30 protein-coding genes are annotated in these 15,138 nt (G+C 61.1%); all 30 read left to right on the top strand.

The window, feature by feature from the left end:
• Nucleotides 1-301: 301 nt before the first annotated feature.
• The 30 genes from rpsJ (at nucleotide 302) to rpsD (ending at nucleotide 15,063) form a co-directional block, all read left to right on the top strand.
• Nucleotides 302-616 carry a 30S ribosomal protein S10 gene (gene rpsJ / locus GPK94_RS02695; RefSeq protein ID WP_006573401.1) on the top strand — a complete coding sequence of 105 codons (315 nt, stop codon included), beginning with the start codon at nucleotides 302-304 and terminating at the stop codon, nucleotides 614-616.
• A 145-nt stretch (nucleotides 617-761) separates the two neighbouring features.
• A complete protein-coding gene (gene rplC, locus GPK94_RS02690; RefSeq protein WP_101691661.1) occupies nucleotides 762-1,487 on the top strand; it encodes a 50S ribosomal protein L3 in 726 nt (241 codons plus the stop codon).
• A 17-nt stretch (nucleotides 1,488-1,504) separates the two neighbouring features.
• Nucleotides 1,505-2,128: a 50S ribosomal protein L4 gene (rplD, locus tag GPK94_RS02685; protein WP_101691662.1), complete on the top strand. Its 624-nt coding sequence runs from the start codon at nucleotides 1,505-1,507 to the stop codon at nucleotides 2,126-2,128.
• A complete protein-coding gene (gene rplW / locus GPK94_RS02680) occupies nucleotides 2,128-2,427 on the top strand; it encodes a 50S ribosomal protein L23 (RefSeq protein ID WP_101691663.1) in 300 nt (99 codons plus the stop codon). Before rplD ends, rplW begins: the two co-directional genes overlap by 1 nt.
• A 14-nt stretch (nucleotides 2,428-2,441) precedes the next feature.
• A complete protein-coding gene (gene rplB, locus GPK94_RS02675) occupies nucleotides 2,442-3,275 on the top strand; it encodes a 50S ribosomal protein L2 (RefSeq protein ID WP_101691664.1) in 834 nt (277 codons plus the stop codon).
• 14 nt (nucleotides 3,276-3,289) lie between these two features.
• Entirely contained in the window at nucleotides 3,290-3,562 is a 273-nt protein-coding gene (gene rpsS, locus GPK94_RS02670) for a 30S ribosomal protein S19 (protein WP_101691665.1), read from the top strand.
• A gap of 12 nt (nucleotides 3,563-3,574) precedes the next feature.
• Nucleotides 3,575-3,907: a 50S ribosomal protein L22 gene (gene rplV / locus GPK94_RS02665; protein WP_101691666.1), complete on the top strand. Its 333-nt coding sequence runs from the start codon at nucleotides 3,575-3,577 to the stop codon at nucleotides 3,905-3,907.
• A gap of 15 nt (nucleotides 3,908-3,922) precedes the next feature.
• Nucleotides 3,923-4,762 (top strand): 30S ribosomal protein S3, encoded by an 840-nt coding sequence (gene rpsC / locus GPK94_RS02660; protein WP_101691667.1) that lies wholly within the window; start codon nucleotides 3,923-3,925, stop codon nucleotides 4,760-4,762.
• On the top strand, nucleotides 4,762-5,196 hold the full coding sequence (gene rplP / locus GPK94_RS02655) for a 50S ribosomal protein L16 (RefSeq protein ID WP_101691668.1): 435 nt from the start codon (nucleotides 4,762-4,764) through the stop codon (nucleotides 5,194-5,196). Before rpsC ends, rplP begins: the two co-directional genes overlap by 1 nt.
• A 2-nt stretch (nucleotides 5,197-5,198) precedes the next feature.
• Nucleotides 5,199-5,396: a 50S ribosomal protein L29 gene (rpmC, locus tag GPK94_RS02650; RefSeq protein WP_180956764.1), complete on the top strand. Its 198-nt coding sequence runs from the start codon at nucleotides 5,199-5,201 to the stop codon at nucleotides 5,394-5,396.
• Between the two features lie 23 nt (nucleotides 5,397-5,419).
• Nucleotides 5,420-5,680, top strand: coding sequence for a 30S ribosomal protein S17 (gene rpsQ / locus GPK94_RS02645; RefSeq protein WP_101691670.1), 261 nt, complete (start codon nucleotides 5,420-5,422; stop codon nucleotides 5,678-5,680).
• 12 nt (nucleotides 5,681-5,692) lie between these two features.
• On the top strand, nucleotides 5,693-6,061 hold the full coding sequence (gene rplN, locus GPK94_RS02640; protein WP_101691671.1) for a 50S ribosomal protein L14: 369 nt from the start codon (nucleotides 5,693-5,695) through the stop codon (nucleotides 6,059-6,061).
• Between the two features lie 16 nt (nucleotides 6,062-6,077).
• Entirely contained in the window at nucleotides 6,078-6,392 is a 315-nt protein-coding gene (gene rplX / locus GPK94_RS02635) for a 50S ribosomal protein L24 (protein WP_101691672.1), read from the top strand.
• 17 nt (nucleotides 6,393-6,409) lie between these two features.
• On the top strand, nucleotides 6,410-6,958 hold the full coding sequence (gene rplE / locus GPK94_RS02630; RefSeq protein ID WP_101691673.1) for a 50S ribosomal protein L5: 549 nt from the start codon (nucleotides 6,410-6,412) through the stop codon (nucleotides 6,956-6,958).
• Nucleotides 6,959-6,972: 14 nt separating this feature from the next.
• Nucleotides 6,973-7,158: a type Z 30S ribosomal protein S14 gene (locus GPK94_RS02625; RefSeq protein WP_006573415.1), complete on the top strand. Its 186-nt coding sequence runs from the start codon at nucleotides 6,973-6,975 to the stop codon at nucleotides 7,156-7,158.
• Nucleotides 7,159-7,589: 431 nt separating this feature from the next.
• On the top strand, nucleotides 7,590-7,988 hold the full coding sequence (gene rpsH / locus GPK94_RS02620) for a 30S ribosomal protein S8 (protein ID WP_087259939.1): 399 nt from the start codon (nucleotides 7,590-7,592) through the stop codon (nucleotides 7,986-7,988).
• A gap of 17 nt (nucleotides 7,989-8,005) precedes the next feature.
• Nucleotides 8,006-8,551 (top strand): 50S ribosomal protein L6, encoded by a 546-nt coding sequence (gene rplF / locus GPK94_RS02615; protein WP_101691674.1) that lies wholly within the window; start codon nucleotides 8,006-8,008, stop codon nucleotides 8,549-8,551.
• 14 nt (nucleotides 8,552-8,565) lie between these two features.
• Nucleotides 8,566-8,925, top strand: coding sequence for a 50S ribosomal protein L18 (gene rplR / locus GPK94_RS02610; RefSeq protein ID WP_186963505.1), 360 nt, complete (start codon nucleotides 8,566-8,568; stop codon nucleotides 8,923-8,925).
• 18 nt (nucleotides 8,926-8,943) lie between these two features.
• The gene (rpsE, locus tag GPK94_RS02605) at nucleotides 8,944-9,444 is read left to right on the top strand and encodes a 30S ribosomal protein S5 (RefSeq protein ID WP_101691676.1); all 501 of its coding nucleotides are present in this window, start codon (nucleotides 8,944-8,946) and stop codon (nucleotides 9,442-9,444) included.
• Nucleotides 9,445-9,459: 15 nt separating this feature from the next.
• Complete coding sequence (gene rpmD / locus GPK94_RS02600; protein WP_101691677.1) at nucleotides 9,460-9,642, top strand: 50S ribosomal protein L30; 183 nt, start codon at nucleotides 9,460-9,462, stop codon at nucleotides 9,640-9,642.
• 13 nt (nucleotides 9,643-9,655) lie between these two features.
• Nucleotides 9,656-10,096 (top strand): 50S ribosomal protein L15, encoded by a 441-nt coding sequence (rplO, locus tag GPK94_RS02595; protein ID WP_101691678.1) that lies wholly within the window; start codon nucleotides 9,656-9,658, stop codon nucleotides 10,094-10,096.
• Nucleotides 10,097-11,440 (top strand): preprotein translocase subunit SecY, encoded by a 1,344-nt coding sequence (secY, locus tag GPK94_RS02590; RefSeq protein ID WP_215654300.1) that lies wholly within the window; start codon nucleotides 10,097-10,099, stop codon nucleotides 11,438-11,440.
• 16 nt (nucleotides 11,441-11,456) lie between these two features.
• Complete coding sequence (locus GPK94_RS02585) at nucleotides 11,457-12,089, top strand: adenylate kinase (RefSeq protein WP_101691680.1); 633 nt, start codon at nucleotides 11,457-11,459, stop codon at nucleotides 12,087-12,089.
• An 11-nt stretch (nucleotides 12,090-12,100) separates the two neighbouring features.
• A complete protein-coding gene (gene map, locus GPK94_RS02580) occupies nucleotides 12,101-12,853 on the top strand; it encodes a type I methionyl aminopeptidase (RefSeq protein WP_101692045.1) in 753 nt (250 codons plus the stop codon).
• Nucleotides 12,854-12,858: 5 nt separating this feature from the next.
• Entirely contained in the window at nucleotides 12,859-13,140 is a 282-nt protein-coding gene (locus GPK94_RS02575; protein ID WP_101691681.1) for a KOW domain-containing RNA-binding protein, read from the top strand.
• Between the two features lie 4 nt (nucleotides 13,141-13,144).
• A complete protein-coding gene (gene infA, locus GPK94_RS02570; protein WP_087259922.1) occupies nucleotides 13,145-13,363 on the top strand; it encodes a translation initiation factor IF-1 in 219 nt (72 codons plus the stop codon).
• Nucleotides 13,364-13,521: 158 nt separating this feature from the next.
• Complete coding sequence (rpmJ, locus tag GPK94_RS02565; protein WP_008982609.1) at nucleotides 13,522-13,635, top strand: 50S ribosomal protein L36; 114 nt, start codon at nucleotides 13,522-13,524, stop codon at nucleotides 13,633-13,635.
• A gap of 20 nt (nucleotides 13,636-13,655) precedes the next feature.
• Nucleotides 13,656-14,024, top strand: a complete 369-nt coding sequence (gene rpsM / locus GPK94_RS02560) for a 30S ribosomal protein S13 (protein ID WP_101691682.1) — start codon at nucleotides 13,656-13,658, stop codon at nucleotides 14,022-14,024.
• Between the two features lie 13 nt (nucleotides 14,025-14,037).
• Nucleotides 14,038-14,442, top strand: coding sequence for a 30S ribosomal protein S11 (gene rpsK / locus GPK94_RS02555; RefSeq protein WP_101691683.1), 405 nt, complete (start codon nucleotides 14,038-14,040; stop codon nucleotides 14,440-14,442).
• A gap of 18 nt (nucleotides 14,443-14,460) precedes the next feature.
• The gene (gene rpsD / locus GPK94_RS02550) at nucleotides 14,461-15,063 is read left to right on the top strand and encodes a 30S ribosomal protein S4 (protein ID WP_101691684.1); all 603 of its coding nucleotides are present in this window, start codon (nucleotides 14,461-14,463) and stop codon (nucleotides 15,061-15,063) included.
• The last annotated feature ends 75 nt before the right edge of the window (nucleotides 15,064-15,138 follow it).

Genomic DNA, 15,138 nt, shown 5'->3' with positions numbered 1-15,138 from the left:
GACTTCCGGCACAGTATCCAGTACAATAATGGGGCGCCTGTGAAAAGGCGCACTGCGATGATGCGGGAGATTGCGGCGTGAGCCGGTAACTTCCGCGGAGTATGTCCGAGCGAATCGGGCGGCTGAGAAGGTTCCGTACACGGCGTATATCGCTGTGCAGGGACGAAACCGGCTGCTGTTGCGCCGGTTTTCTTCGTGTCACAGAATGATACGCACGGAAACGTGTACAGAAGATTCTCACCGTACGAAGCGTGCACGGAATACAGAACGTCACTTCGTATGTTTAAGGAGGAAAAACACCATGGCAGCTCAGAAAGAAATGATCCGCATCCGCCTGAAGGCCTACGACCATCAGCTCATCGACCAGAGCGCTGAGAAGATCGTGGAGACCGCCAAGCGCACCGGCGCTTCCGTGTCCGGCCCCATCCCCCTGCCCACCAAGAAAGAGGTCGTGACCATCCTGCGCGCCGTCCACAAGTACAAGGACAGCCGTGAGCAGTTCGAGCGCCGCACCCACAAGCGCCTCATCGACATCCTGAAGCCCTCTCCCAAGACCGTTGAGGCTCTGATGTCCCTGGAGCTCCCTGCCGGCGTCGAGATCGAGATCAAGCTGTAAGCAAAGCAGCAAACCTCAAACCGGCAACCAAATGTGTTGAACCCGCTGTCCATCGCGTTTTTGAGATGGACGGGTCAAGTTGGCCGAGCAATGAGAGTCCAATGCTCAACTCGCCCAACCAATAACCTTATAAGGAGGAAAAAACATGGAAAAGGCCATCATCGGTAAGAAGGTCGGCATGACGCAGATCTTCGACGCCGAAGGCAAGGTCATCCCGGTCACCGTCATCGAGGCGGGTCCCTGCACCGTCGTGCAGAAGAAGACCGAGGAGAAGGACGGCTACACTGCTGTTCAGCTCGGCTACGAGGACGTGGCGGAGCGCAAGCTCACCAAGCCCGAGCTGGGTCACATCAAGAAGGCTGGCGTCGCCCCCAAGAAGGTCCTGAAGGAGTTCAAGCTCGACAAGGCCGCTGAGATGAACGTGGGCGATGAGGTGAAGGTCGACGTGTTCGCCGAGGGCGACCGCGTGGATGTCACCGGCATCAGCAAAGGTAAGGGCTACGCCGGCGTGATCAAGCGCCACGGCGCCCATCGTCTGAAGGAAACCCACGGTACCGGCCCTGTGCACCGTCACGCCGGCTCCATGGGCCCCGCCACCGATCCTTCCCGTATCTTCAAGGGCAAGATCGGCGCCGGCCACATGGGCTGCGAGCAGGTCACCGTGATGAACCTGGATGTCATCAAGGTCGACTCCGAGCTGGGCATCATCGCGGTCCGCGGCGCCATCCCCGGCCCCAAGGGCGGCGTTGTGTACCTGCGTAACAGCGTCATCAACGTCAAGGAGAAGGGCGCTGCTGCTGGCATCAGCAACAACCCGCAGAAGGCTTCCGCCCGCGTCAATCCCCAGAAGGCGTCTGCGCGTAACCGCTAAGAAAGGAGAGAAACCAAATGCCTAAGGCAACTGTTGTTAACATGACCGGCACGAAGGTCGGCGAAGTGGAGCTCTCCGACGCCATCTTCGGAATCGAGCCCAACGAGGTCGTTGTCCACGAGGTCGTCAAGAACCACCTGGCCAACTGCCGTCAGGGCACCCAGTCCGCTCTGACCCGCGCCGAGGTCTCCGGCGGCGGCATCAAGCCCTGGCGTCAGAAGGGCACCGGCCGCGCCCGTCAGGGCTCTACCCGTGCTCCCCAGTGGACCCACGGCGGTATCGTCTTCGCTCCCAAGCCCCGCGATTACAGCTATGCGCTGAACAAGAAGGTTAAGCGTCTGGCTCTGAAGTCCGTCCTCTCCGCCAAGGCCGCTGAGGGCAACGTCATCGTGGTCGACGGCCTGGAGCTGGGCGAGATCAAGACCAAGGCCATGGTCAACTTCCTGAACGCCGTTGAGGCGGGCAAGAAGTCCGTGGTCGTGACCAACGAGGTCAACGAGAACGTGGTCAAGTCCGCCCGGAACATCCCCGGCGTGACCACCACCACCGCTAAGATCCTGAGCGTTTACGACATCGTGAACGCCGACAAGTTCATTGTCGACAAGGCCGCCCTGGCCGTCATCGAGGAGGTGTTCGCGTAATGGCTACCGTCGCTTATGATATCATCAAGCGTCCCATCATCACTGAGAAGTCCGCTTCTCTGTTCGAGATGAAGAAGTACACCTTTGAGGTGGCCAAGGACGCCAACAAGATCGAGATCGCCAAGGCTGTGGAGGAGATCTTCGGCGTGAAGGTCGCCAAGGTCAACACCATCAACATGGATGGTAAGGCCAAGCGCACCGGCCGCTTCCCCGCTGGCCGCCGTCCTTCCTATAAGAAGGCCATTGTCACCCTCACCGAGGACTCCAAGACCATCGAGTTCTTCGAGGGCATGGTGTAAGGAGGTAATGAAACATGGCTATTAAGACGTTCAAGCCCACTACCCCCTCCCGCCGTCACATGACTGTGTCCGCCTTCGAGGGGATCGACAAGAAGGCTAAGCCCGAGCGCAGCCTGACCGAGGTTCTGAAGAAGAACGCCGGCCGCAACAGCTACGGCCGCATCACCGTCCGTCATCGCGGCGGCGGCAACAAGAAGAAGTACCGCATCATCGACTTCAAGCGCGACAAGCAGGGTTCCGCTACCGTGCTGCGCCTGGAGTACGATCCCAACCGCTCCGCCAACATCGCCCTCATCCAGTATGAGGACGGCGAGAAGCGCTATATCCTGGCTACCGTCGGCATGAAGGCTGGCCACATCATCATGACCGGTCCCGACGCCGACATCCTGCCCGGCAACTGCCTGCCCATCGCCAACATCCCCCTGGGCACCCTGATCCACAACATCGAGCTGTATCCCGGCAAGGGCGGCCAGCTGGTCCGCGCCGCTGGTGAGTTCGCTCAGCTGATGGCCAAGGAGAACGGCATGGCTCAGGTCCGTCTGCCCTCCGGCGAGGTGCGCTATATCCGTCCCGAGTGCCTGGCCACCATCGGCCAGATCGGCAACATCGAGCACGAGAACATCCAGATCGGTAAGGCCGGCCGCAAGCGTCACATGGGCTGGCGTCCCACCGTTCGCGGTTCCGTCATGAACCCCAATGACCACCCCCACGGCGGCGGTGAGGGCAAGAGCCCTGTCGGCCGTCCCGGCCCTGTCACTCCTTGGGGCAAGCCTGCTCTGGGTTACAAGACCCGCAAGCTGAAGAACCGCACGGAGAAGTTCATCGTCAAGCACCGCAACGCGAAGTAAGGAGGCAGTAAAAGATGAGCAGAAGTATCAAGAAAGGCCCCTTTTGCGCCCCCGAGCTGCTGAAGCGGGTCGATGAAATGAACCAGACCGGCGAGAAGAAGGTCCTCAAGACCTGGAGCCGCGCCTCCACCATCTTCCCCGCCTTCGTGGGTCACACCTTCGCCGTCCATGACGGCCGCAAGCATGTGCCCGTCTACGTGACCGAGGACATGGTGGGTCACAAGCTGGGCGAGTTCGCCCCCACCCGTACCTTCAAGGGCCACGCTGGCAGCAAGACCGGTAAGTAAGGAGGAGAGAACATGGAAGCGAAAGCTGTTTTGAAGTATGCCCGCATCTCTCCCCGCAAGGTCCAGATCGTCTGCGATCTGATCCGCGGCAAGAGTGTGGCTGAGGCCACCGCCATCCTGATGGCCACCCCCAAGGCCGCCTCCGAGCTGATGCTCAAGGTGCTCAAGAGCGCCGCGGCCAACGCTGAGAACAATCACCAGATGGACCCTGAGAAGCTCTACGTGTCCACCACCTACGCCGCCCCCGGTCCCATCATCAAGCGGATCATGCCCCGTGCTCAGGGCCGTGCGTACCGGATCAACAAGCGCACTTCTCACATCACCATCGCGGTGAGCGAGCGCTAAGGGAGGAGGAACAAAATGGGACAGAAAGTCAATCCCCACGGCCTGCGCGTGGGTGTCATTAAGGATTGGGACTCCCGCTGGTACGCCCGCAACGAGAAGGTCGGCGACCTGCTGGTCGAGGACAAGAAGATCCGCGATTACCTGAAGAAGACCCTGTACGGCGCTGGTATCCCCAAGATCGAGATCGAGCGCGACAACGCCAAGGTCCGCATCTACCTGCACTGCGCCCGCCCCGGCGTGGTCATCGGTAAGGGCGGCGCCGACATCGAGCGCCTGCGCCTGACCCTCGAGAAGATGATCGGCAAGTCCGTTGCCCTGAACATCGTCGAGGTCAAGAACCCCGACATGAACGCTCAGCTGGTGGCCGAGAACATCGCTCAGCAGCTGGAGAAGCGCATCGGCTTCCGCCGTGCGATGAAGAACGCCATGGGCCGCGCGATGCGCATGGGCGCCCGCGGCATCAAGACCTGCTGCTCCGGCCGTCTGGGCGGCGCTGAGATCGCCCGCACCGAGCACTATCACGACGGCACCATCCCCCTGCAGACCCTGCGCGCCGACATCGACTACGGCTTCGCTGAGGCTGCCACCACCTACGGCCGCATCGGCGTGAAGGTGTGGATCTACAAGGGCGAGGTGCTCACCCAGAGCCTGCGGACCACCCCCCGCACCCTGGACACCAAGAACTTCAAGGAGCGCTCTGACCGTCCCCGCCGCGATCGTCGCGACGGCGACCGCAAGGGCGGCTTCAACCGCCAGGGCGGTTTCAACCGCAACAACGGCGGCCGTCCCCAGGGCGGTTTCCGTCAGGGCGGCGCTCGTCCCGCCAACACTGCTAAGGAAGGAGGCTCCAACTAATGCTGCTGCCTAAGAGAGTGAAATACCGCCGCGTGCATCGCGGACGCATGAAGGGCAAGGCCCTCAAGGGCAACACCGTCACTTACGGTGATTGGGGCCTCCAGGCCACCGAGCCCTGCTGGATCACCAGCAACCAGATCGAGGCCGCCCGTGTGGCCATGACCCGTCACACCAAGCGTGGCGGTAAGGTCTGGATCAAGATCTTCCCCGACAAGCCCATTACCGAGAAGCCTGCCGAGACCCGCATGGGTTCCGGTAAGGGCTCTCCCGAGTACTGGGTGGCCGTGGTCAAGCCCGGCCGCGTGATGTTCGAGATCGCCGGCGTTTCCGAGGAAGTCGCCCGCGAGGCCCTGCGTCTTGCTTCTCACAAGCTGCCCGTCAAGTGCAAGATTGTGAAGAAGGAGACCGCCGAGACCGAGAATGGTGGTGAATAATGATGAAGGCAAATGAAGTCCGCAAGATGAACGCCGAGGAGCTCAACTCCAAGCTGGGCGACCTGAAGAAGGACCTGTTCCAGCTCCGTCTTCAGCATGCCACCAATCAGCTCGAGAATCCCGCCAAGATCGCCGAGGTCAAGAAGGATATTGCCCGAGTCAAGACCATCCTGCGCGAGCTGCAGCTCGCTGGCCGATAACAGTAAGAAGGAGGAAATAGATCATGGAAAACAGAACTTCTTCCCGTAAGACCAGAGTCGGCCTGGTGGTCTCTGACAAGATGGACAAGACCGTTGTGGTGGCCATCGCCGACCGTGTGGCCCATCCTCTCTACAAGAAGATCGTAAAGCGGACCTACAAGCTCAAGGCCCATGACGAGCAGAATTCCTGCGGCGTGGGCGACCGCGTCCGCGTTATGGAGACCCGCCCCCTGTCCAAGGACAAGCGTTGGCGCGTCGTTGAGATCATCGAGAAGGCGAAGTAAGGAGGTGCCGGAATGATTCAGCAGGAAAGCTATCTGAAGGTCGCCGACAACACCGGCGCCAAGGAGATCAAGACCATCCGCGTGCTGGGCGGTTCCAAGCGCAAGTACGGCAACATCGGCGACGTCGTTGTTGCTTCCGTGCGCAAGGCCCAGCCCGGCGGCACCGTGAAGAAGGGCGAGGTCGTCAAGGCCGTCATCGTCCGTTCCGTCAAGGGTGTCCGCCGCAGCGACGGCAGCTATGTCCGTTTTGACGACAACGCCGCCGTCCTCATCAAGGAGGACAAGAACCCCAAGGGTACCCGTATCTTTGGGCCCGTGGCCCGCGAGCTGCGCGACAAGGATTACATGAAGATCCTGTCCCTGGCTCCCGAAGTGCTGTAAGGGGGTAGGAGATAACATGAACAAGATGAGCATCAAGAAAGACGACCTGGTCGTCGTCCTGTCCGGCAAGGACAAGGGCAAGCAGGGCAAGATCCTCTCCGTCCTGCCCAAGGAGAGCAAGGTCATCGTGGAGGGCGTCAACGTCGCCACCCGTCACACCAAGCCCCGCAAGCAGGGCGAGCAGGGCGGCATCGTCAAGCGCGAGGCCCCCATCTACGCCTGCAAGGTGCAGAAGGTCTGCCCCAAGTGCAACAAGCCCACCCGCATCGGCCACAAGGTCGAGGGTGACAAGAAGGTCCGCATCTGCAAGAAGTGCGGCGCCGAGATCTAAGAGAGGAGGAGTCAACTATGGCTAACATGCCCAACCTGAAGAAGAAGTACCAGGAAGAAGTCGCTCCTGCTCTCATGCAGAAGTTCGGCTACAAGTCCGTCATGCAGATCCCCAAGCTGGACAAGATCGTGGTCAACTGCGGCTGCGGTGAGGCCCGCGACAACGCCAAGGTCCTCGAGGCCGTGGTGGGCGATCTGACCAAGATCACCGGCCAGAAGGCCATCGTGACCAAGGCCAAGAAGTCCGTCGCTAACTTCAAGCTGCGCGAGGGTATGCCCATCGGCGCCAAGGTCACCCTGCGCGGCGACCGTATGTGGGAGTTCGTGGACCGCCTGTTCAACGTGGCCCTGCCCCGCGTGCGTGACTTCCGCGGCATCAACGGCAACGCTTTCGACGGCCGCGGCAACTTTGCCCTGGGCATCAAGGAGCAGCTGATCTTCCCCGAGATCGAGTACGACAAGATCGACAAGATCCGCGGCATGGACATCGTGTTCTGCACCACCGCTCAGACTGATGAAGAGGCCAAGGAGCTGCTGACCCTGATCGGCGCGCCCTTCGCCCGCTAAGGAGGAGAACGTTAATGGCTAAGAAGTCTATGATCCTGAAGCAGCAGGCGGAGCCCAAGTTCTCCACCCGCCGCTACAACCGCTGCAAGATCTGCGGCCGCCCCCACGCCTACCTGCGTGACTACGGCATCTGCCGTATCTGCTTCCGCGAGCTGGCCTACAAGGGTCAGATCCCCGGCGTGAAGAAGGCCTCCTGGTAAACAACCGATCGTAACGCTAACGCCGCGCCCGACGTGTGAAAACACGTCTGGCGCTTGCGTTGCGTGACGGGAGGTTCGCCCGGAGTCCACCCCCGCGGGTCGAGCGCTGCTCCCCGCCGGTCTTTTGGGGCCGCCGCCCCTTCCTTACGGAGCGGTTTTCGACGTAAAATTCTCCGTTTAAGTGATAAACTGGCTGGATAGTGCAAGCGACGCTGTGAAATTTGAATAAGAGACCCCCGTTCTGGGACGGTGCCTAGGGCATTTCTCCAAAAGTGCGGATTTGGGACAATTTTTCCTTTTCACAGCGGGCTTTTCACTATATAATATCCCCTAGCAGACGGTTAAAAGGTCGGAGCCTTGCGAACTCCGATACCTTGCCGCCTTAACAGATCTTCTCACGGATCTGTAACTCTAAAAAGGAGGGTAAACTCATGCATATTACCGACCCCATTGCGGATATGCTGACCCGCATCCGCAACGCGAACAACGCAAAGCATGACACCGTGGACGTACCCGCGTCCAACATGAAGAAGTCCATCGCTCAGATCCTGCTGGATGAAGGCTACATCAAGAACTTCCAGCTGATCGACGACGGCACTCAGGGCGTTATCCGCATCACCCTGAAGTACGGCGCTGGTAAGGAGAAGGTCATCTCCGGTCTGCGCCGCGTGTCCAAGCCCGGCCTGCGCGTGTACGCTGGCGCTGATGAGCTGCCCCGCGTCATCCGTGGTCTGGGTATCGCTATCGTGTCCACTTCCAAGGGCGTCATGACCGATAAGGCTGCGCGTGCGGCCCACGTCGGCGGCGAGGTCCTTGCGTTCGTGTGGTAAGGGAGGGAGAGTAGAATATGTCTCGTATCGGAAGAAAGCCGATCTCCATCCCCGCCGGTGTGGACGTGAAGATCGATGGGAACGTCGTGACCGTTAAGGGCCCCAAGGGCACCCTGACCCGTGCGTTCCACCCCAATATGAACATCGCCCAGGAGGGTAACGAGATCCTCGTGACCCGTCCCAACGATGCCAAGGAGAACCGCAGCCTGCATGGCCTGACCCGCACCCTGATCCACAACATGGTCGTCGGCGTGACCGAGGGCTTCAAGAAGGAGCTGGACGTCAACGGCGTGGGCTACCGTGTTGCCATGGAGGGCAAGAAGCTGGTCATGAACCTGGGCTTCTCCCATCAGGTCTTTATGGAGGCTCCCGAGGGAATCACCATCGAGACCCCCAGCGCCAACAAGATCGTCGTCTCCGGCGCCAGCAAGGAGCAGGTCGGTCAGTTCGCCGCTGAAGTCAGAGAGAAAAGACCCCCCGAGCCTTACAAGGGCAAGGGTATCAAATACACTGACGAGGTCATCCGCCGCAAGGAAGGCAAGACCGGCGTCAAGAAGAAATAAGGAGGTGTGCCACTATGATCAATCGTCCCAATACCAAGGCGCAGCGGCTTAAGCGCCATAAGCGTGTCCGCTCTAAGATTTCCGGCACGCCCGAGCGTCCCCGTCTGAACGTGTTCCGCAGCGAGACCAACATCTATGCCCAGATCATCGACGATGTCAACGGCAAGACCCTGGTCTCCGCTTCTTCCCTGGAGAAGGGCTTTGAGGGCAAGGGCTCCAACTGTGAGGCTGCCAAGAAGGTCGGCCTGACTGTTGCTGAGCGCGCCAAGGCCGCCGGCATCAGCACTGTGGTCTTCGACCGCGGCGGCTACGTGTATCACGGCCGGGTGGCTGCTCTGGCCGAGGGTGCCCGCGAGGGCGGCCTCGAATTTTAAGGGGAGGAGATAACGAACATGGCTAGATTTGAAAGAGAACCCAGCGAGTTCACCGAGAAGCTCGTTTCTCTGAACCGCGTTTCCAAGACCGTCAAGGGCGGTCGCATCTTCAAGTTCGCCGCTCTCATGGTCGTGGGCGACGAGAAGGGCCGCGTGGGCTTCGGCCTGGGCAAGGCCGCTGAGGTGCCCGAGGCTATCCGCAAGGGCATTGAGGATGCCAAGAAGAACATGTGCACGGTGAGCCTGTCCGGCACCACCATTCCCCACGAGGTCATCGGCGAGTTCGGCGCCGGCCGCGTGCTCCTGAAGCCCGCTGCCCCCGGTACCGGTATCATCGCCGGCGGTCCCGTCCGCGCTGTCATGGAGGCCGCCGGCATCCACGACATCCGCGCCAAGTGCCTGCGCTCCAACAACCCGCAGAACGTGGTTTCCGCTACCTTCGAGGGCCTGAAGGCTCTTCGCAGCCCCGAGGAAGTGGCCCGCGTCCGCGGCAAGAGCGTCAGCGAGATCGTAGGTTAAGGAGGGCCGATCACAATGGCTAACATGAACATCAAGCTGGTCAAGAGCCTGAACGGCCGCATCGCCAAGCATAAGGCGACTGCCGAGGCTCTGGGTCTGCGTAAGATCGGCGACACCACCGTACAGCCCGACAATGTCGCTACCCGCGGCAAGATCGCTCAGATCGGTTACCTGCTCCAGGTCACCGAGGAAAAGTAAGGAGGTGCGCGATATGAAACTGCATGAACTTTCTCCCGCGCCCGGCTCTGTGAAGAAGGCTTTCCGCAAGGGCCGCGGCAAGGGTTCCGGTAACGGCACCACCGCCGGCCGTGGTCAGAAGGGCCAGTGGGCTCGCTCTGGCGGCGGCGTCCGCGTCGGCTTCGAAGGCGGCCAGATGCCTCTGACCCGCCGTCTGCCCAAGCGCGGCTTCAACAACATCTTTGCCGAGCGCCTGGAGGCCATCAACGTCTCCGCTCTCAACAAGTTTGAGGACGGCGCTACCGTCAATGTCTGCGACCTGCTGGAGAAGGGTATCCTCTCCAAGTGTGAGCACGGCGTCAAGATCCTGGGCAACGGGACCCTGACCAAGAAGCTCACCGTCCGTGCCTCCGCGTTCTCCGCTTCCGCGAAGGAGAAGATCGTCGCGGCGGGCGGAAAGTACGAGGTGATCTAAGTGATCGAAACCGTACGCAATGCCTGGAAGATCCCGGATCTGCGTAAGAAGCTCCTCTTTGTGATCTTCGCGCTGCTGGTCTTCCGCCTGGGCTCTGCCGTCCCCGTTCCCTTCGTGAACGGAGAGGTATTCGCCAATCAGATGAACGCCATGAGCGGCACCATCTTCGGTCTGCTGGGCGCGATGAATGGCACCGCCTTCTCCCAGGCGACTGTGTTCGCCCTGGGTGTGCAGCCCTATATCAACAGCTCCATTATCGTGCAGCTGCTGACCGTCGCTATCCCCGCTCTGGAGCGTCTCCAGAAGGAGGGCGGCGAGGAGGGCCGCAAGAAGATCGCCGCCATCACCCGGTATGTCACCGTGGCCATCGCGGTGCTGCAGGGCTTCGGCTACTACACCCTGATCAAGACGGCCGGCGCTTCCAGCGGCGTGAGCGTGCTGGACACCACCGGTGTTCCCGGCTGGTGGGCCGCCATCGTGATCATCGTGTCCTTCACCGCCGGTTCCGCCTTCATCATGTGGCTGGGTGAGCAGATCACCGAGTTTGGCATCGGCAACGGTATCTCGATCATCCTGTTTGCGGGCATCCTGTCCCGCGGCCCCTCCATGATCCGTTATATGATCGTGGGTGTGCAGAACTGGGCCAACGGTGTCACCACCGAGGGAGCCTTCCGGCTCCATCCCGTGGGCATCGTGGCGATCCTGATCGGTATGCTGGCCATGGTGGTCTTCATCGTGTTCATCCAGAATGCCGAGCGCCGCATCCCGGTGCAGTACGCCAAGCGCGTGGTTGGCCGGAAGATGTACGGCGGCCAGTCCAGCCATCTGCCCCTGAAGGTGAACATGACCGGCGTTATGCCCATCATCTTCGCCCAGGCCATCGCCAGCCTGCCTGCCACCATCGGGGCCTTCGTCCCCTCTTCCCGCACCCCCGGCACCGGCTGGTATACCTTCCTGCAGATCTTTGATACCACGAGCGTGTTCTACATCGTGGTGTATTTCCTGCTGATCCTCGGCTTCAGCTACTTCTACTCCACCATGCAGTTCAACCCCGTGGAAGTGGCCAACAACCTGAAGAAGAACGGCGGCTTCGTGCCCGGCTTCCGGCCCGGCAAGCCTACCGCTGATTTCATTCAGAAGGTACTGGGGAAGATCACCTTCTTCGGCGCCATCTACCTGTCTGTGATCGCCATCGCCCCCATCGTGACCGGTGCGCTGGTGAACAACAGCTCTCTGGCCATCGGCGGCACCTCCGTCATCATCGTCGTGGGCGTCGCGCTGGAGACCACCAAGGCCATGGAGGCCCAGATGCTCATGCGGCATTACAAGGGCTTCCTGGAATAATCGAGGTGTATCGGATATGAAGCTGATTCTGTTGGGCGCCCCGGGCGCCGGTAAAGGCACCCAGGCTGAGATCATCAGCCAGAAGCTGGGCATTCCCACCATCTCCACCGGCAACATCCTGCGCGCTGCCGTGAAGAACGGCACGCCCGTGGGCCTGAAGGCCAAGGAGTATATGGAGGCCGGCAAGCTGGTTCCCGATGAGGTCATCATTGGCATCATCCAGGAGCGGCTGGCTGAGGCCGACTGCGCCAATGGCTACATCCTGGACGGCGTGCCCCGCACCATCGCCCAGGCCGAGGCCCTGGACAAGGCCGGTATCCACTTTGACGTGGTGCTCTCCCTGGAGATCGCCGACAGCGTCATCGAGGCCCGTATGACCGGCCGCCGGACCTGCCACGGCTGCGGCGCCACCTACCACATTGTGGCCGCGCCCCCCAAGACCGAGGGCGTGTGCGACAAGTGCGGCGGCGCGCTGGAGCAGCGGAAGGACGATCAGCCTGAGACGGTCAAGCACCGTCTGGAGGTCTATCATCAGGAGACCGAGCCTCTGAAGGATTACTATCAGGCCAAGGGCCTGCTCCAGAACGTTCCCGATCTGGGCGGCATCGAGGCCACCAACGAGGCCATTATGAAACTGTTGGGGAAGTGACTCGGATGGAAATGATTTCCCTCAAGTCCCCCCGTGAGATCGAGCGGATGCGCAGGGCCGGGCGGATTACCGCCCAGGCCCGCGCATTGGCCGGCACCCTGGTGCGGCCCGGCGTCACCACGCTGGAGATCGACACCGCGGTGCGCAAGTTCATCGAGAGCCAGGGCGCCAAGCCCTCGTTTCTGGGCTACGGCGGGTTTCCCGGTTCGGCCTGTATCTCGGTGAACGACGTCGTCATCCACGGTATTCCGGATCACCGGAAGCTCCAGGAGGGCGACATCGTCAGCGTGGACGTGGGGGCCTGCATCGACGGCTTCCACGGCGACTGCGCGGCTACCTTTGCCTGCGGAGAGATCTCCGAAGAGGCAAAGCGCCTCATTGAAGTGACCGAACAGAGCTTCTGGGAGGGCTTCAAGATGGCCAAGGCCGGCAACCGCGTCTATGACATTTCCCACGCCGTACAGCAGTTCGTGGAAGCGAACGGCTGCTCGGTGGTGCGGGACTTTGTGGGCCACGGCGTGGGCATGAAGCTCCACGAGGCCCCGGAGGTCCCCAACTTCGGTCCCGCCGGCCATGGCCCCCGGCTCCAGCCGGGCATGACCCTTGCGGTCGAACCTATGGTCTGCGCCGGAGACTGGCGCGTCAAGGTCCTGAAGGACAAGTGGACCACCGTCACCGTTGACGGCTCCCTGGCCGCCCATTATGAGAACACCATTCTCATCACTGACGGGGAGCCGGAAGTGCTCACCTGTCCTGGAGAGTGAGCCTTATGTACGATTATACCGGCTGGATCGTGCGGTCCACCGCTGGTCACGACAAGGGCGAGCTCTTTTGTGTGGTCGGAATGGAGGATTCCTTCCTCCTTCTGGCCGACGGTAAAAGACGGAAAATCGCAAAACCCAAGCGCAAGAAGCTGGGCCATGTTTCGGTGGAGAACCGGGGAGCCTTCCTCAATCCCACCATCCAGCGCGTGCACCTGGGCGAGACGGTTTCCGACAGAGCACTCCGGAGGGCGCTGGCCGCTTTCCGAGCTGTATCAAGGAGGGTATGACGCTTTGGCAAAAGACGATATGATCGAAGTGGAGGGCGTCGTGGTTGAGTCCCTTCCCAACACCACGTTCCGCGTGGACATCGGAAACGGCCACATCATTCTGGCCCACATCTCCGGTAAGCTGCGGATGAACTTCATCCGCATCCTGCCCGGCGACAAGGTGACGGTCCAGATGTCTCCCTACGACGTGACCCGGGGAAGAATCACCTGGCGAAGCAAGTAAAACAACGAAGCGCGAAGCGCCCCGAACAGGCGCCATAGCGTGACAACGCGCGGCGACATGATCCCATGTCCGCGCATGTACCGAACAACGACCGGCAGTCGAGGGGCCTTGCCCCCACCCCGCCGGGGCCATCAGGCTACCAGATGGAGGTAACTAAAATGAAAGTTAGACCGTCCGTGAAGCCCATGTGCGAGAAGTGCAAAGTCATCAAGCGCAAGGGCAAAGTCATGGTTATTTGCGAAAACCCCAAGCATAAGCAGAGACAAGGTTAATTAGGAGGTGCTGAAACAGTATGGCACGTATTGCTGGCATTGACCTGCCGAAGGATAAGCGGATCGAGATCGGCCTCACTTATATCTTTGGCATCGGGCGCACCAGCGCCAATAAGATCCTGGCTGAGACCGGGATCAACCCCGACACCCGCGTGAAGGACCTGACCGACGAGGAAGAGGCCAAGCTGCGCGAGTGCATTGCGCACAACTACACTGTGGAAGGCGACCTCCGCCGCGATGTGGCGATGGACATCAAGCGCCTGACCGAGATCGGCTGCTACCGTGGCCTGCGTCACCGCAAGGGCCTGCCCGTCCGCGGTCAGCGCTCCAAGACCAACGCCCGTACCCGCAAGGGTCCCAAGCGTACCGTCGCGAACAAGAAGAAGTAAGGAGGGATAAGCAATGGCTACTGCTGCTAAGAACGGCAAGAAAGTGGTGCGCAAGCGCCGCGAAAAGAAGAACGTTGAGAAGGGCCAGGTGCACATCCGCTCCTCTTTCAACAACACCATGGTTACCGTGACCGACATGGGCGGCAACGCCCTGTCCTGGGCCTCCTCCGGCGGCCTGGGCTTCCGCGGTTCCCGTAAGTCCACCCCCTTCGCCGCCCAGACCGCTGCCGAGACCGCCGCTAAGGCTGCCATGGAGCACGGCCTGAAGACCGTCGAGGTCTACGTGAAGGGCCCCGGCGCCGGCCGTGAGGCTGCCATCCGCGCCCTGCAGGCCGTGGGCCTGGAAGTCACCCTGATCAAGGACGTGACTCCCATCCCCCACAACGGCTGCCGTCCGCCCAAGCGTCGTCGCGTGTAAGAGAAGGAGGAAGTACAAATGGCAAAGAATATGCAGCCTATCGCCAAGCGCTGCCGTGCGCTGGGCATTTCTCCTGCCGCTATGGGCTACGCCAAGAAGGAGAGCAACCGCAATCCCGGCGGCCAGATGAGAAAGAAGAAGAGCGAGTACGCTCTGCAGCTGTCTGAGAAGCAGAAGGTCAAGTTCGTTTACGGCATCATGGAGAAGCAGTTCCGCTCCTACTATGAGAAGGCCGCTCGTATGCCCGGCAAGACCGGTGAGAACCTGCTCGTCCTGGTGGAGCGCCGCCTGGACAACGTGGTCTACCGTCTGGGCTTCGCCATGACCCGCCGTGAGGCCCGTCAGCTGGTGAGCCACGGCCACTTCACCGTCAACGGTCAGCGCGTGGACATCCCCTCCTTCCTGGTGAAGGCCGGCGATGTGATCGAGGTCCGCGAGGCCAGCCGTTCCTCTGTGAAGTTCAAGCGCCTGACCGGCGAGGACGCCCCCGCCGTGCTGCTGCCCCAGTGGCTGGAGCGCGAGAAGAACTCCCTGAAGGGCACCGTCACCAAGATGCCTGTCCGCGAGGACGTGGATCTGCCCATCGAGGAGCACCTGATCGTCGAGCTGTACTCCAAGTAAGAGAGCGCGTACCCTCGATTATTGGTGAGCTGTAAAACCAGGCGGCGGGCTGCCCGGCCCGCCGCTGCGAAAAGG

It is taken from the genome of Pseudoflavonifractor sp. MCC625 (assembly GCF_018784545.1).
In the GTDB taxonomy this organism is placed as follows: domain Bacteria; phylum Bacillota; class Clostridia; order Oscillospirales; family Oscillospiraceae; genus Pseudoflavonifractor_A; species Pseudoflavonifractor_A gallinarum.
The sequence above is the reverse complement of the archived record's forward strand: the minus strand, read 5'-3'. Positions and strand labels throughout refer to the sequence as shown.